General features: G+C 71.8%; 11 protein-coding genes. 3 read left to right on the top strand and 8 right to left on the bottom strand.

Going from position 1 to position 14,475, the window contains the following annotated elements; all coding sequences use genetic code 11:
- Window position 1 precedes the first annotated feature (1 nt).
- A complete protein-coding gene (malQ, locus tag ABD371_RS06180) occupies window positions 2–2,056 on the top strand; it encodes a 4-alpha-glucanotransferase (protein ID WP_344473577.1) in 2,055 nt (684 codons plus the stop codon).
- A gap of 74 nt (window positions 2,057–2,130) precedes the next feature.
- Entirely contained in the window at window positions 2,131–2,373 is a 243-nt protein-coding gene (locus ABD371_RS06175) for a hypothetical protein (RefSeq protein WP_344473574.1), read from the top strand.
- 142 nt (window positions 2,374–2,515) lie between these two features.
- On the opposite strand, the gene ABD371_RS06170 is transcribed toward ABD371_RS06175, so the two are convergent.
- Complete coding sequence (locus tag ABD371_RS06170) at window positions 2,516–3,046, bottom strand: MarR family winged helix-turn-helix transcriptional regulator (RefSeq protein ID WP_344473571.1); 531 nt, start codon at window positions 3,044–3,046, stop codon at window positions 2,516–2,518.
- Window positions 3,047–3,158: 112 nt separating this feature from the next.
- Here ABD371_RS06170 and ABD371_RS06165 point away from each other — a divergent pair, with 112 nt between their 5' ends.
- Window positions 3,159–4,073 (top strand): EamA family transporter, encoded by a 915-nt coding sequence (locus ABD371_RS06165; protein WP_344473568.1) that lies wholly within the window; start codon window positions 3,159–3,161, stop codon window positions 4,071–4,073.
- Window positions 4,074–4,086: 13 nt separating this feature from the next.
- Here ABD371_RS06165 and ABD371_RS06160 read toward each other — a convergent pair whose 3' ends face one another.
- From ABD371_RS06160 to ABD371_RS06130, 7 genes are all read right to left on the bottom strand, one after another.
- Window positions 4,087–4,710, bottom strand: a complete 624-nt coding sequence (locus ABD371_RS06160; protein ID WP_190122632.1) for a GTP-binding protein — start codon at window positions 4,708–4,710, stop codon at window positions 4,087–4,089.
- Window positions 4,691–5,047 (bottom strand): DUF742 domain-containing protein, encoded by a 357-nt coding sequence (locus ABD371_RS06155; RefSeq protein WP_190122633.1) that lies wholly within the window; start codon window positions 5,045–5,047, stop codon window positions 4,691–4,693. Before ABD371_RS06155 ends, ABD371_RS06160 begins: the two co-directional genes overlap by 20 nt.
- Complete coding sequence (locus tag ABD371_RS06150; RefSeq protein ID WP_344473565.1) at window positions 5,044–5,460, bottom strand: roadblock/LC7 domain-containing protein; 417 nt, start codon at window positions 5,458–5,460, stop codon at window positions 5,044–5,046. The genes ABD371_RS06155 and ABD371_RS06150 overlap by 4 nt, the downstream gene beginning before the upstream one ends.
- Entirely contained in the window at window positions 5,457–6,896 is a 1,440-nt protein-coding gene (locus ABD371_RS06145; RefSeq protein WP_344473564.1) for a sensor histidine kinase, read from the bottom strand. Before ABD371_RS06145 ends, ABD371_RS06150 begins: the two co-directional genes overlap by 4 nt.
- Before the next feature lie 236 nt (window positions 6,897–7,132).
- On the bottom strand, window positions 7,133–9,706 hold the full coding sequence (gene pepN / locus ABD371_RS06140) for an aminopeptidase N (protein WP_344473562.1): 2,574 nt from the start codon (window positions 9,704–9,706) through the stop codon (window positions 7,133–7,135).
- A gap of 164 nt (window positions 9,707–9,870) precedes the next feature.
- On the bottom strand, window positions 9,871–10,899 hold the full coding sequence (locus ABD371_RS06135; protein WP_344473560.1) for an aspartate-semialdehyde dehydrogenase: 1,029 nt from the start codon (window positions 10,897–10,899) through the stop codon (window positions 9,871–9,873).
- A gap of 220 nt (window positions 10,900–11,119) precedes the next feature.
- Window positions 11,120–14,449 carry a S8 family serine peptidase gene (locus tag ABD371_RS06130; RefSeq protein WP_344473558.1) on the bottom strand — a complete coding sequence of 1,110 codons (3,330 nt, stop codon included), beginning with the start codon at window positions 14,447–14,449 and terminating at the stop codon, window positions 11,120–11,122.
- Window positions 14,450–14,475: the final 26 nt, after the last annotated feature.

The following is a 14,475-nucleotide window of genomic DNA, read 5'->3' as shown; positions in this document are numbered from 1 at the left end:
CATGGGCCTGGCCCGGCTCGCCGCGCTGCACGGAGTCGAAGCCGCCCACACCCCGCCGGAAGGCGTCCCCGTCCCCGTCCCCGAGGCGACCCTCGTCGCGGTCCTCGCCGCGCTCGGGGTGGACGCGAGCACTCCGGCGGCCGTTCAGGAGGCCCTGGGCCGGGCCGAGTCCGCCGCCCGCGGCCCGCTGCCCCCGACCGTGGTCGTCTGGAGCGGGGAGCCCGATCCCCCCGCCCTCGCCGCGCTCCCCGCCGGGACGGCCCTGAGCGTCGCCCTGGAAGGCGGCGGCGAGAGCGAGGACTGGCGGACCGCGCCGTACGGGGTGCACCGGCTCACCGCCCGGACGGCCGACGGCCGCACCGCGACCGCCCTGCTCGTCGTCGCCCCCGCCCGCGCCCCCGGACCGCCCGCCCGCTCCCACGGCCTGCTCGTCCAGCTCTACTCCCTGCTCTCCAGCCGCTCCTGGGGCATGGGCGACCTCGGCGACCTCGCCGAACTGGCCGCCTGGTCCGGCCGCTCCCTCGGCTCCGGCTTCGTCCAGGTCAACCCGCTGCACGCGGCCGTCCCCGCCGGACCCGGCGGCATCAGCGACCCGTCCCCCTACCGCCCCTCCTCCCGCCGCTTCCCCGACCCCGTGCATCTGCGGATCGAGTCCGTCCCCGAATACGCCTACGCCGAGGGGCCCGAGCGCGAGCGGCTCGACGAGATCCGCGCCAGGGCCGCCCGGCTGCGCGCCTCGGTCCTCGACAAGGGAGCGCTGATCGACCGGGACGCCGTCCGGACGCTGAAGCACGAGGCGCTGGAGGTGCTGCACCGCCTCCCCCTCGGCCCCGGCCGGCGCGCCGCCCACCACGACTACCTCGCCACGGCCGGCCGGGCGCTGGAGGACCACGCCACCTGGTGCGCCCTCGCCGAGGTCCACGGCCCCCACTGGCGGAGCTGGCCGCCGGGGCTCAGGGACCCGCGCTCGCCCGACACCGCCCGCGCCCGCCACGAGCTGATGGACCGCGTCGACTTCCACTGCCGGGCGGTCTGGCTCACCGACTGCCAGCTCGCCGAAGCCGCCGGAGCGGCCCGGGACGCGGGCATGGGCGTCGGCATCGTCCACGACCTCGCCGTCGGCGTACACCCCGAGGGCGCGGACACCTGGGCACACGGCGAGATCTTCGCCCCCGGGATGTCCGTCGGAGCGCCCCCCGACGCCTTCAACGCCCACGGCCAGGACTGGGGGCTGCCGCCCTGGCGTCCCGACGCGCTCGCCGCCTCGGGGTACGCGCCCTTCCGCGAGCTGCTGCGCGGGGCCCTCCGCCACGCGGGCGCGCTGCGGATCGACCATGTCATGGGCCTCTTCCGGCTCTGGTGGGTCCCCGAGGGCGGCCCGCCGGGCGCCGGGACCTATGTCCGCCACGACGCCGAGGCGATGCTCGCCGTCCTCGTCCTGGAGGCCCACCGGGCCGGCGCGCTCGTCCTGGGCGAGGATCTCGGCACGGTCGAACCGGGCGTACGCGAGAGCCTGGCGCGGCGCGGGGTGCTGGGCACCTCCGTCCTCTGGTTCGAGCGCGACTGGGCGGGCGGCGGTCGCCCGCTGCCCGCCCGGGCCTGGCGCGAGGGCTGCGTCGCCACCGCGACCACCCACGATCTGCCCCCGACCGCCGCCCGGCTCGCCGGGGACCATGTGGAGCTGCGCGACCGCCTCGGCCTGCTCACCCGGCCCGCCCGGCAGGAGCGGCTGAGCGAGCGGGCCGATGTCGAGGAGTGGCTGCGGCTGCTCCGGAGCCTCGGGCTGCTGCCGGAGGACGAGCCCGGCGAGGAGGGCCTGATCCGCGCCGTCCACCGCTTTCTGCTGAGCACCCCCGCCCGGCTGGTCGGCGTCTGGCTGCCGGACACGGTGGGCGACCGCCGCCCGCAGAACCTCCCCGGCACCTGGGACCAGTACCCCAACTGGCGGCTGCCCCTCGCCGACGCCGACGCCCGGCCGCTCACCCTGGAGGAGCTGGCGGACTCCCCCCGGCTGCGCGGCCTCATGGAGGTCTTCGCCGCACCCGCCGCCCGTTAGCGTCAGCCGGTGCGCCCCCGCCCGTACGGCACCCCGGGCGCGCGGTCCGATCAGCCGTTCGCTACGTTGGCACCGTGGACAAGAAGAACGCTTTGCGCGCCGGCGCCGTCACGGCCGGTACGACGCTGATGATGATGCTCATGTCGTCCCCCGCGCTCGCTCTGACGCCTGACGACGGCGACGACCCGGGCCCGGGTCTGACCGTGGCCGAGACGCTCGGCCTCTTCGTGGCCGCGCCGCTGGCGATCTTCCTGGTCATCGCGGGCCTGGTGATGGTCCTCGACAAGTCCGGGAAGCAGGAGCCGGAGCAGAGCTGACCGGCCGGGCTGACGCCCACCGGTCCGCCGCGACCTTCGGCGAGGGCGCTCCGGGGTGTGCACACCGCACCCCCGAGCGCCTTTGCCATGCCCTTTTCCCGCCGCCAGCCGCCCGCCGCCAAGCCGCCCGCCGGGCGCTTCTCTATGACGGCCGCGCGGCCATCAGCAGCCGCAGCAGCTCCCCGAGCAGCTCCCCCTGCTCCTCGGTGAGCGCCGAGTCGAACAGCCGGTGCTGGAGCGCCAGTCCGGCCCCCACCGCCTCCTCGATCACCTCAAGGCCGCGTGCGGTGAGGGTGACCCGCAGCCCCCGCCGGTCGCTCGGGTCGGGGCTGCGCGTGAGCAGCCCCGACCTCTCCAGCTTGTCCAGCCGCCCGGTCATCCCCCCGGTGGTCAGCATCAGCGTCGCCGACAGCTCCCGGGGCGAGAGCGTGTAGGGCTCCCCGGACCGCCGCAGCGCCGAGAGCACGTCGAACTCGCCGCGCGTGACGCCGTACCGCCGGTACTCCCGCTCCATCAGATCGCCCACCTCGCGGGCGATCCGGTAGACACGCCCGTAGACCGCCATCGGGCCGGTGTCGAGATCGGGCCGCACCGCCGCCCACTGGTCCACGATCGCGTCGACGGCGTCCCGGGCGGGCCCGGACCCGGGCCCGGGGATGGCTGTTGAGTTCATGGGGCAAGTATCCAAAGGCCATGGGTTGAACGCAAGTAAGCTGCTTGACGTTAAGTAGCTTAGGGCTAAGCTACTTAACATCGAGCTTTTCGGCCCGCCTCGGAGGATCGCCATGAACCGCGCTGCCGTCATCGCCCTCACCGCGCTCGCCCCGGTCTCCTGGGGCTCCACCTACGCGGTCACCACGGAGTTCCTGCCACCCGACCGCCCCCTGTTCACCGGTCTGATGCGGGCCCTGCCCGCCGGGCTGCTGATACTGGCCGCCACCCGGGTGGTGCCGCGCGGCCCGTGGTGGTGGAAGACGGGTGTGCTGGGCGTGCTCAACATAGGCGCGTTCTTCCCGCTGCTCTTCCTCGCCGCCTATCGGCTGCCCGGCGGGGTGGCCGCCGTCGTCGGCTCGGTGGGGCCGCTGTTCGTCGTCGGCCTCTCCGCACTGCTGCTGAGCGAGCGGGCGACGGTCCGCACCCTGCTCGCCGCGATCGCGGCGGCCCTCGGGGTGAGCCTGGTGGTGCTGCGCGCCGGGGCCGGGTTCGATCTCGTCGGACTGCTGGCCGGGCTCGCCTCCTCCGCCTCGATGTCCGCCGGAACCGTCCTGACCAAGCGCTGGGGCCGCCCCGAGGGCGTGGGACCGCTGGTGATGACCGGCTGGCAGCTCACCGCCGGCGGACTGCTCATCGCCCCGGTCGCCCTGCTGGCCGAGGGCGCGCCGCCCGCGCTGAGCGGCACGAACATCGCCGGATATCTCTATCTCGCGCTCGCCAACACGGCCGTCGCCTACTGGCTCTGGTTCCGCGGCATCGAGCGGCTGACGGCCACCTCGGCCACCCTGCTGGGCCCGCTCACGCCCATCACCGCCGCCGTCATCGGCTGGGCGGCGCTGGGGCAGGCGCTCACCCCTGTACAACTGCTGGGAATGACCGTCGCGTTCGGCGCGACCCTGGCCGGGCAGCTGCGACCGCGCGGGCGGGCGGCGGACGCTCCGGCGGTACCGGAGCCCGGCCCGGCCCGGACGACACTTCTCAAGTAGTGGACGGCACTCCTCAGGTGACGGCGTCCGCCGTCACCGCCAGGGACTGGAGATACCGCATCAGCGTCATCAGCACATCCCTGCTGGAGCCCCTCAGCCGCGCGTCGCAGTCCACGATCGGCACCGACAGCGGCAGATCGAGCGCCGTCCGGATCTCCTCGATGGGATACATCGGGGCTTCCGGGAAGGTGTTGATCGCGACGACGAACGGCACCCGCCGCTCCTCCAGCCGCCCGATGACATCGAAGCTGACCTCCAGCCGCCGGGTGTCCACCAGGACGACCGCGCCCAGCGCGCCCTCGAAGAGCCCGCGCCACAGAAACCAGAAGCGCTGCTGCCCCGGGGTGCCGAACAGATACAGCACCAGCTCCTCGTTGATGCTGATGCGGCCGAAGTCCATGGCCACGGTGGTGGAGGTCTTGCGCTCCACCCCCTGGAGGTCGTCGACGCCGACTCCGGCCTGGGTCATCGTCTCCTCGGTGGTGAGCGGCTTGATCTCGCTCACCGAGCCGACGAGGGTCGTCTTGCCCACTCCGAAACCGCCCACGATGACCACCTTGACGGCGGCGGTGGCCGTCTCCGGCAGCACATCCTCGCTGCGCGGGCCCACGGCCTGCTCAGAGCTTCTGAAGTCCATCGATCACTGCCTCAATCAAAGCGCGGTCGGGGAGTAGCGCGGGCTGGACCGGAGCGCGGGCCATCACCTGGCTGTCGAGCAGCAGATCGCTCAGCAGGACGGTGACGACGCTCACCGGAAGACTCAGGTACGCCGATATCTCGGCCACCGAGAGCGGGGACTGGCACAGACGGATGATCGCGTTGTGCTCGGGCTGCATACCGTGCCGGGGGCCCGACTTGGCCACGATCAGCGTGACCAGGTCGAGCGTGGCCGGCCCGGAGGCTCCGCTGCGGCCCCCCGTGATGACGTACAACCGCTCGGGACTGCTCTCCTCCCAGTCCCCAGCGTTGCTCACGCGGTCTGCCTGTCCTGCCGCGGCGGGCTGGACAGGTGCTCTCCGATCCGGAGTACGAGGTCGCGCATCCGCTGACCCATGAGGCCCGCGTCGACCCCCTCATCGGCGAGCACGGCGAGGAAGGCACCCGAGCCCGCCGCCATCAGGTAGAAGAAGCCGCCGGTCATCTCGATGACCACGAGATGCATCCGGCCGTCGCTGCCCGGGAGTTCGGAGGCGACCGCGCCGGCCAGGGACTGGAGTCCGGCGCAGGCCGCCGCCAGCCGGTCCGCCGTGTCGTGGTCCGCGCCGTACTGCGCCATCCGCAGTCCGTCCGCCGACAGCACGATCACGTGTCTGGTCTGCGGTACGCCTTCCGCCAAGTCCTTGAGCATCCAGTCCATGTTGGTCTGGTTGGACTGCTGCTGAATCATGGCTGCGTACTCCCCTTGTTCGTCTGGGTTGTCTCACCGGCCAGGCCGTTCTGGAACGCCGCGAGCCACATACCGGGCTGCACCGCGGGCGCGGCCTCCGGCTGGGGCTGGGCGACGGCCGCGGGCGCTGCGGTGACGGGGCTCTTACGGCGCCGCTGAGGCAGTCCGGTCGCCGTCCGTTCGGTGATGACCGGGAGCTCGTCGTCCGTCATGAGATCCGCGATCGCGGGGCCGGCGGCCTGTCCGACCGGCTCCTCGTGGGTGATCGGCACACCGCTGGAGCGTGGCCCGGAGGCCGCGCCGATGCCGTGTGCGAGCCCTGTCGCCGAGGCGACGGTGGTGATCAGTTCCTTCGGTACGACGAGAATGGCGCGCACCCCGCCGTACGCCGAGGAACGGAGCGAGACCCGGAAGCCGTAGGCCTGGGCCAGGCGGCCCACCACCGCGAGGCCGAGGCGGGGCGTCTCGCCCAGATCGTTGACGTCGATGCCCTGCTGGGCCTGGCGGAGCATGCGCTCGGCCCGCAGCCGGGCCTCCTCGCTCATGCTCACGCCGCCGTCCTCGATCTCCACGGCGATGCCGGAGTTCACGTCGACGGCCGTGAGATGGACCTTGGTCTGCGGCGGCGAGTAGCGGGTGGCGTTGTCGAGCAGCTCGGCGAGCGCGTGGATCAGCGGCTCGACGGCGGTGCCGACGACGGCGACCTCGGAGACCGAGTGCAGCTCGACCCGCTGGTAGTCGATGATCCGGGACATCGCGCCGCGCATCACGCTGTAGAGGGGGACGGCCCGGCTCCACTGGCGGCCGGGGCGCGCGCCGCCGAGGACCGCGATGGAGTCGGCGAGCCGGCCGATCAGCGCGGTGCCGTGGTCGATGCGGAGCAGATCGCCGAAGACCTCGTTGTTCTTGCCGTGCCGGTCCTCCATCTCCCGCAGCTGCTGGGCCTGCTGGTGCACGATGGCCTGGACGCGGCGGGCGATGTTCACGAAGGCGCGCTGGGCGGACTCGCGGAGGTCTTCCTCGCGGGAGACCGCGTCGAGCACGGAGCTGAGCACGACCTGGTGCTCGGTGGAGGTCCGGAGGGAGTCGAGGATGTCCTCGGGGAACTCGCCCTCGCGCAGCCGCCGCACCACCTCGGGGAGCAGCTCGCGCACCAGCCGGGTGGTCTCGGCCTGCTCCCGGGCGAGGGCCGCCTCGCGCTCGGCGAGGCGGGCGCTGAGCAGGGTCGCCCGGCGGCCTCTGCGCACGGTCTCGGCGCAGGAGATCGCGATGGCGGTGACGGCGATGACATCGACCCAGATGACCGCGGTGCGCGCGGATCCGGACACCACGGCCGCCGCGATGGCGGCGGCGACGGCGGTCACGACGACGGGCACGAGCCACACAAGGGAAGCCGCGGGCCGCGGAGACTCGGTCGACGCTTGCTGTCGGACCATCAGCACCCTCAAACCATCGGAACGGGAATGATCATATGACGTCAGTCGGGGAGCATATCCGGGTCTGGTAACGGCAGATGACGAAGCGTCCTTAATTTGGCCTGATATTGACGCTTGGGGCAGCGCGAAGACGCCCAGCTCTGATGAGCTGGGCGTCACATGCGCTATTTTCAGCCAAGCTGGAAACGATGTCAGCCGCGGCCCGGAGGGCCCCCGGGCCGCGGCCCGGGAACGGTCTAGGAGGCCGAGGCCTCGTCCGCCGCCCGCGCCTTCAGCGCGCGCTCGACACCCGACCGGGACTCCGAGATCAGCCGCCGCAGCGCCGCGCTCGGCTGCTCCGACTCCAGCCAGGCGTCCGTCGCCGCCAGCGTCTCCCGCGAGACCTGGAGCGCCGGGTACAGACCGACCGCGATCTGCTGCGCCATCTCCGTGCTGCGGCTCTCCCACACGCCCTTGACGGCCGCGAAGTACCGCTCGGAGTACGGCGCGAGCAGCTCACGCTGGTCGCTCTGCACAAAGCCCGAGATCACGGCCTCCTGCTTGGAGTTGGTCAGGCTGTCGCCCTCCACCACCAGGGCCCAGGCCTCCGCCTTGGCCTCCTCGGTCGGCCGCGCGGCGCGCGCGGTGGCCGCGTGCTGCTCGCCCGCCGCCGTCCGGTCCCGCTCGTACTCCGCCGCGATGCCGTCCTCGTCGAGCACCCCGGTCGCCGCCAGCCGCTCCACGAACGCCCAGCGCAGCTCGGTGTCGACGGCCAGGCCCTCGATCGACTGGGCCCCGTCCAGCAGCGCCTGGAGCAGATCCAGCTGCTGCGGGGTGCGCGCGGTCGCCGCGAAGGCGCGCGCCCACGCCAGCTGGTGGTCGCTGCCCGGCTCGGCGCCGCGCAGATGCGCCAGCGTGGCGTCCGTCCACCGGGTCAGCCCCGCCTCGCGCCACTGCGGGGCCGCGTACAGGTCGATCGCCGACTTCACCTGGCGGTGCAGCGACTGCACCACGCCGATGTCCGACTCCTTGCCGATGCCCGACAGCACCAGCGAGAGGTAGTCCCGCGCCGCCAGCTCGCCGTCGCGCGTCATGTCCCACGCGGCCGACCAGCACAGCGCGCGCGGCAGCGACTCGGCGAAGTCGCCCAGGTGCTCGGTGACGAAGGCCAGGGACTCCTCGTCGAGGCGGACCTTCGCGTACGAGAGGTCGTCGTCGTTCAGCAGGATCACCGCGGGCCGGCGGGTGTCCGCCGGGAACGGCACCTCGGTCAGCTCGCCGTCGACGTCCAGCTCGATCCGGTCGGTGCGGACCAGCTTGCCGCTCGCGTCGAGGTCGTAGCAGCCGATCGCGATCCGGTGCGGTCGCAGCGTGGGCTCGCCCTTGGCCCCGGCGGGGAGCGCGGGGGCCTCCTGGCGCACCGCGAAGGAGGTCACGAAGCCCTCGGCGGACACCTCGATCTCCGGCCGCAGCACATTGATGCCCGCCGTCTGGAGCCACTTCTGCGACCAGGTCGTCAGATCGCGGCCCGAGGTCTTCTCCAGCGCGCCCAGCAGATCGGTCAGCCGGGTGTTGCCGAAGGCGTGCGCCTTGAAGTACGCCTGGACGCCCCGGAAGAACTCGTCCTCGCCGACGTACGCCACCAGCTGCTTGAGCACGGACGCGCCCTTGGCGTAGGTGATCCCGTCGAAGTTCACCAGGACGTCGTCGATGTCCCGGATCTCGGCCATGATCGGGTGCGTGGACGGCAGCTGGTCCTGGCGGTAGGCCCAGGTCTTCATGGAGTTGGCGAACGTGGTCCACGAGTGCGGCCAGCGCGAGCCGGGGGCGGCGGCCTGGCAGGCGATCGAGGTGTAGGTGGCGAAGGACTCGTTCAGCCAGAGGTCGTTCCACCACTCCATGGTGACGAGGTCGCCGAACCACATGTGGGCCAGCTCGTGCAGGATCGTCTCCGCACGCACCTCGTACGCCGCGTCCGTCACCTTCGAGCGGAAGACGTACTGGTCGCGGATGGTCACCGCGCCCGCGTTCTCCATCGCCCCCGCGTTGAACTCCGGTACGAACAGCTGGTCGTACTTCTCGAAGGGGTACGCGTAGTCGAACTTCTCCTGGAACCAGTCGAAGCCCTGCCGGGTGACCTCGAAGATCGCGTCCGCGTCCAGGTACTCGGCGAGCGAGGGCCGGCAGTAGACGCCGAGCGGCACGGACTGGCCGTCCTTCTCGTACGAGCTGTGCACCGAGTGGTACGGGCCGACGATCAGGGCCGTGATGTACGTGGAGATCCGGGGCGTCGGCTCGAACCGCCAGAGGGTGCCCTCGGGCTCGGGGGTGGTGGAGTTCGAGATCACCGTCCAGCCCTCGGGGGCCTTCACGGTGAACTGGAACGTCGCCTTCAGGTCCGGCTGCTCGAAGTTCGCGAAGACCCGGCGCGCGTCCGGCACCTCGAACTGCGTATAGAGGTACGCCTGCTCGTCCACCGGGTCGACGAAGCGGTGCAGACCCTCGCCGGTGTTGGTGTACGCGCAGTCCGCGACCACCATCAGCGTGTTCTGCCCGTGGTGCAGATGGTTCAGCGCGATCCGCGAGTCCCGGAAGACGGCCGCGACGTCGAGCGACTTGCCGTTCAGCACGACCTCGTGGACGGCCGGGGCGACCAGGTCGATGAAGGTCTCCGCGCCCGCCTCGGCGGAGTCGAAGCGCACATGGGTCACCGAGCGGTAGAGACCGCCCTCCTGCGCGCCGCTCAGGTCGAGGTCGATCTCGTACGCGTGGGTGGTGATCAGGCGCGCCCGCTGCTGCGCCTCTTCGCGGGTCAGGTTCGTGCCAGGCACGCGGTCATCTCCTCGGGTTCGTGACGTTTGCCGCCATCCTTCCACGCGGCACGTCCCGAGGGCCTGCGGGTCATCGCGTCGGCACGGAGAAACCCCAGGTCCGTCCGGTGCGCCGGGCCCCCGGCCCGGAGCGGGCAGGGGGGGCACGGCGCACCGTGCCCCGGTCAGCCCCGAAGCTCGTCGGCCACCAGCTCGGCGATCTGGACGGCGTTCAGCGCGGCCCCCTTGCGGAGGTTGTCGTTGGAGAGGAAGAGCGCGATCCCGTGCTCCACCGTCTCGTCCGCCCGGACCCGCCCGACGTACGAGGCGTCCTTGCCGGCCGCCTGGAGCGGGGTCGGGATCTCGGAGAGCTCCACCCCGGGGGCGCCGGCGAGCAGCTCGTACACCCGCTCGACGCTCAGGGGGCGCTCGAAGCCGGCGTTCACCTGGAGCGAGTGGCCGGAGAAGACCGGTACCCGTACACAGGTTCCGGACACCTTCAGCTCCGGCAGCTCCAGGATCTTGCGGGACTCGTTGCGGAGCTTCTGCTCCTCGTCGGTCTCGAAGGAGCCGTCGTCCACCAGGTTGCCCGCCAGCGGCAGAACGTTGAAGGCGATGGGCCGCTTGTAGACGCCCGGCTCGGGGAAGTCCACCGCGGAGCCGTCGTGGGTCAGCTCGGTCGCCCGCTCGGCGGTCCCCCTGATCTGGCCGTCCAGCTCGGCCACGCCCGCCACACCGGATCCGGACACGGCCTGGTAGGTGGTGGCGACCAGGGTGATCAGCCCCGCCTCCAGCGACAGCGGCTTCAGCACCGGCATCGCGGCCATGGTGGTGCAGTTCGGGTTGGCGATGATCCCCTTCGGGCGGTCCTTGACCGCGTGCGGGTTCACCTCGGAGACCACCAGCGGCACCTCGGGGTCCATCCGCCACGCCGAGGAGTTGTCGATCACGACGGCGCCCTGTCCGGCGACCTTCTCCGCCAGCGCGCGGGAGGTCGCGCCGCCCGCCGAGAAGAGCACGATGTCCAGCCCCGAGTAGTCGGCCTCGGCCGCGTCCTCGACGGTGATCTCCCGGCCCTCCCACTCGATCGTGGACCCGGCGGACCGCGCCGAGGCGAAGAGCCGCAGCTCGGCGACGGGGAACTTCCGCTCGGCGAGGATGCTGCGCATGACTGTGCCGACCTGACCGGTCGCTCCGACGATTCCGACCCTCACCGATGTCTCCTCTGTGCGTTTTGTGCCAATTTTACGAGGCTGAGTGCACCCCATGATGCGTATGTCCCCGGCCGGATTGTCCAGTCCATTGTCCGAGGGACGGACGGTGTGACGCAGGACATGCCCGGCGGCGTCGGCGGGACGCGAGGAGAGGGCGGCTGAACAGGGGAAAAGGGGGGCGTCCGGCCTCGGACGCCCCCCTCGGTTCAGCGTGTCGCGGTTACGGCGTGACCTTCTCGATCACGACGCTGCCCGCGCCCGCGGCGGTGCCGCGCGCGTTGACCAGCCGGGCCTCGCCGAAGAACTGACGTCCCTCGGGCGCGGCACCGGCCACCACGACGTTCGCGCGGGCCCGGGCGGTCTCGCCGTAGCCCAGCTTGACCGTGCTCGCCGCGTCCACCTTCAGCTCGCCGAGCGACGGCGCGAAGAAGACGTCCTGGTAGGCGTACTCGGTGGTCCCGGCCGGGACCGAGTAGCCGTCGACCACGATGCGGTAGGTGCCGGCGGCCGGCCTGGCGAGGCTGACGGCCTCCTCCGAGTCGCCGTCCGCGGCCTGTCCGACCAGCGTGCTGCCCCGGTAGACCGCCAGGTCCAGGTCGGCCTTGGCGTCCGAGACCCCGCCGATCGCGACATCGAGGCGCTCGACGCCCTCGCCGATCACGACGGTCGTCTCCTGGATCTCACCCTGCTTGACCGTCGGCCGGGCGACCTTCGCGGAACCGAGCGAACCGCCCGCCAGCTTGCCGTCCACGGCCGCGCCGCGGTTGGTCACCGTCCACTCGACGGCGGTCGGCGTGCCGATCTTCGCCTCGGTGAGCTTCTGCGGCTCCGGCGCGAACTCCGCGCCCAGCACGGTGACGTCCAGCTTGTACGGGTTGTCCAGCAGCGGCGAGGTGCGACGCGACTCGACCTCGATCTCCCAGACGCCCGCCTGCGGGTTGGCGTACGAACGCAGGTCCGGACGGCACGTGTTCGCCGGGTTGTTGTAGTTCGGGTAGCAGTTGACCGTCGCGCTGTTCTCCATCTGCACCCCGTACGGGTGGAGGGAGATGAACCGCGTCTGGCTGCCCTCGGCGAGGGAGCCGAGCGCGACCTCAAGGGTCTTCGCGCCCTGCGGCACGGTGACGAAGTACGAGTGGTGGCTGTTGCGCTGCACGGTGTCGGAGGCCGACAGGGCGTACTGCGACTTCGCCAGCTCGGTGGAGACCACGACGGTCGACAGCACCTGCTTGTCGACGCCCTCGGTGCGCGCGTCGTCCAGCTCCAGGATGGCGCTGTGCACCCCGGCCGCCTTCGGCCGCGCCTGCACGGTCACGGTGACCGGCTGGTTCAGCGGCAGCCGCACCCGGTCGCCGTTGAGCAGCCGGAAGGTGTTGCCCGGGTTGTTCTTCCACGTCAGGTCGTGCCAGCGCGCGCCCGCCGGACCGGTGGTCCTGGTGACGGTGATGTCGTACGTCTTCGACTTGCCGGCCGTCAGACCGCCCTCGCGGTCGTAGAGACCGGTGCCGAAGCCCGGGGTCTTCAGCGCGCCGTCGATCGCGGTGTCGACCGGGGCCTTGACGCTGTACTCGTGCGCGGTCGCGCCGTCCAGGACGGACTTCCAGGCGTCCACCACGTCGATCATGCCCGCGCCCTGCTCATGGGCCTTCACACCGGGGATCCTGTTCGCGGTGCTGGTGACCGCGGTGCGCAGATCGGCCGGGGACAGCTCGATGCCGCGCTGCTTGGCGGCCGAGAGCAGCAGCGCGCCCGCGCCCGCCACCTGCGGCGAGGACATCGAGGTGCCCTGCATCATCGTGTAGCCGGGCGGCAGCGCGTAACCGGACTCGGCGACCGGTCCGCCGGCCTGCCAGGTCTGGGTGGTCTGGATCGCCGCGCCGGGACCGGTGATGGTCGGCGTGAAGCCGCCGTCCTCACGCGGGCCCCGGGAGGAGAACGGCATCATGGCGTTCTTCTTGGTGACCGCGGAGCCGTAGTTGGAGGCCCAGGTCTCCTTGGTGATCGACGCGCCGACGGAGATCGCCTTGTCGGCGACGCCGGGGTCGCCGATGGTGTTGACGCCCGGGCCGTCGTTGCCCGCCGAGATGACCAGCTGGACCCCGTAGAGGTCGATCAGCCGGTTGTACATCAGGGCGCGGGTGTTGTTGCCGTCGTTCAGCGCCGGCAGACCGCCGATGGAGATGTTGACGATGTCCACACCGCGCTCGATGACGAGGTCGGCCAGACCCTCGGTCATCGCGATGTTGGTGCAGCCGCCGGTCCAGGAGCAGGCGCGCGAGGAGACCAGCTTGGCCCCGGGCGCGGCGCCGTTCATCTTGCCGCCGAACAGCCCGTTGGCGGCGGTGATGCCGCCGACGTGGGAGCCGTGCGAGCCCTCGATGACACCGATGCTGACGAAGTCGGCCGTCGAACCGGCCGCGTTGTACACGACGTCCTCACGGACCTCGATCACGAACGGGATGCGCTCGGCGACCGGGGTGGCCGGGTCGTCCTTGCCGAAGTAGCCGATCTGGAAGCCGTTGCGGTACGGCTTCATCACCTTGTCGTTGGTGAAGTCGCCGTCGTTGTCCAGGTCGACACGGACGGTCCGGGTGCCGGCGTCGTACAGCGTCGCCCAGCTGTCGGTGGTGTCGCCGTCGCGGTTGAGGTCGCCGGCCATGTCGCCGCCGAGGGTGGCCCGCTCCGAGAAGACGCTGAAGCGGTACGAGCCCGCCGGGGCGGTGTAGGCGCGTCCGGCCTCGGTGAACGAGGGGCCGGTGACGCTCTTGTCCATCCGGAGCCAGGTGCCGTCGCGGTCCAGGACCGGGTCGGTCGCCGTCACCCAGTCGACGATCTTGCGCTCGCCGGTGGTGGTCTTCTGGAGCGCCGGGTGGGAGACGTCGATGCCCGAGTCGAGGATGCCGATGGTCACGCCGCGGCCGTCGTACTTCGGGTTCTTCTTGACGAAGTCCACCGCGCCCGTCTCGAAGGACGGGTTGTACGGGTTCTTCGCCGGGGTGTCCTTCCCGGGAGCCGGGTGGGCCGCCGCCTGCTTGCCCGCCTTGCGCGCCGACTTCGAGGCGTCGCCGCCGGGGGTCGGGTCCTCCAGCTCGATCTCGTGCTTGAGGTCGATGCCCTGCACACTGGAGAGCTTCGCGGCGGCCTTCAGCGCGCCCTCGGCCTTCGCGGTGGGGATCGTGGCGCGGACATAGCCGAGCTTGTCGTACGTCTTGCCGACGAACGCGCCCTCGATGGCGTCCAGCTGCCGGGACACCTGCTCGGTCGCGCCGGGCGCGGTGGCGACCATCACGGTGACGGTCTTGTCGCCCTCGGCCTGGGCCTCGGCGAGCAGCTCCTCGTCGGCGGAGCCGAGCTTGTCGGCCGGCTTCGCCGACTTGACGGGCGAGACGGCGGCGGGGTCTTCGCCCGGGGTGGCGGCGAACACCGGCACGGTGCCCGCGGCGACCAGCGCGGCGACCATGGAGGCCGCGGCCGCGATACGGCCCGCGCGTCTGGGACCTGGCACGGAGCGCCCGGATATGGAGCTCTGGGAATCGGGGGTCATCAGCATCCCTGGTTGTGAAAGAGACGTTTCCC

Source organism: Streptomyces amakusaensis (assembly GCF_039532665.1).
In the GTDB taxonomy this organism is placed as follows: Bacteria; Actinomycetota; Actinomycetes; order Streptomycetales; family Streptomycetaceae; genus Streptomyces; species Streptomyces amakusaensis.
This window is presented reverse-complemented; position numbering and strand designations above follow the sequence as displayed.

Bases quoted from the DNA above. Each gene is read 5' to 3' on its own strand.
- ABD371_RS06160 (WP_190122632.1), bottom strand. From the start codon at position 4,710: ATGGACTTCAGAAGCTCTGAGCAGGCCGTGGGCCCGCGCAGCGAGGAT.
- ABD371_RS06145 (WP_344473564.1), bottom strand. From the start codon at position 6,896: ATGGTCCGACAGCAAGCGTCGACCGAGTCTCCGCGGCCCGCGGCTTCC.
- ABD371_RS06170 (WP_344473571.1), bottom strand. From the start codon at position 3,046: ATGAACTCAACAGCCATCCCCGGGCCCGGGTCCGGGCCCGCCCGGGAC.
- malQ (WP_344473577.1), top strand. From the start codon at position 2: ATGGGCCTGGCCCGGCTCGCCGCGCTGCACGGAGTCGAAGCCGCCCAC.
- ABD371_RS06165 (WP_344473568.1), top strand. From the start codon at position 3,159: ATGAACCGCGCTGCCGTCATCGCCCTCACCGCGCTCGCCCCGGTCTCC.
- ABD371_RS06150 (WP_344473565.1), bottom strand. From the start codon at position 5,460: ATGATTCAGCAGCAGTCCAACCAGACCAACATGGACTGGATGCTCAAG.
- ABD371_RS06130 (WP_344473558.1), bottom strand. From the start codon at position 14,449: ATGCTGATGACCCCCGATTCCCAGAGCTCCATATCCGGGCGCTCCGTG.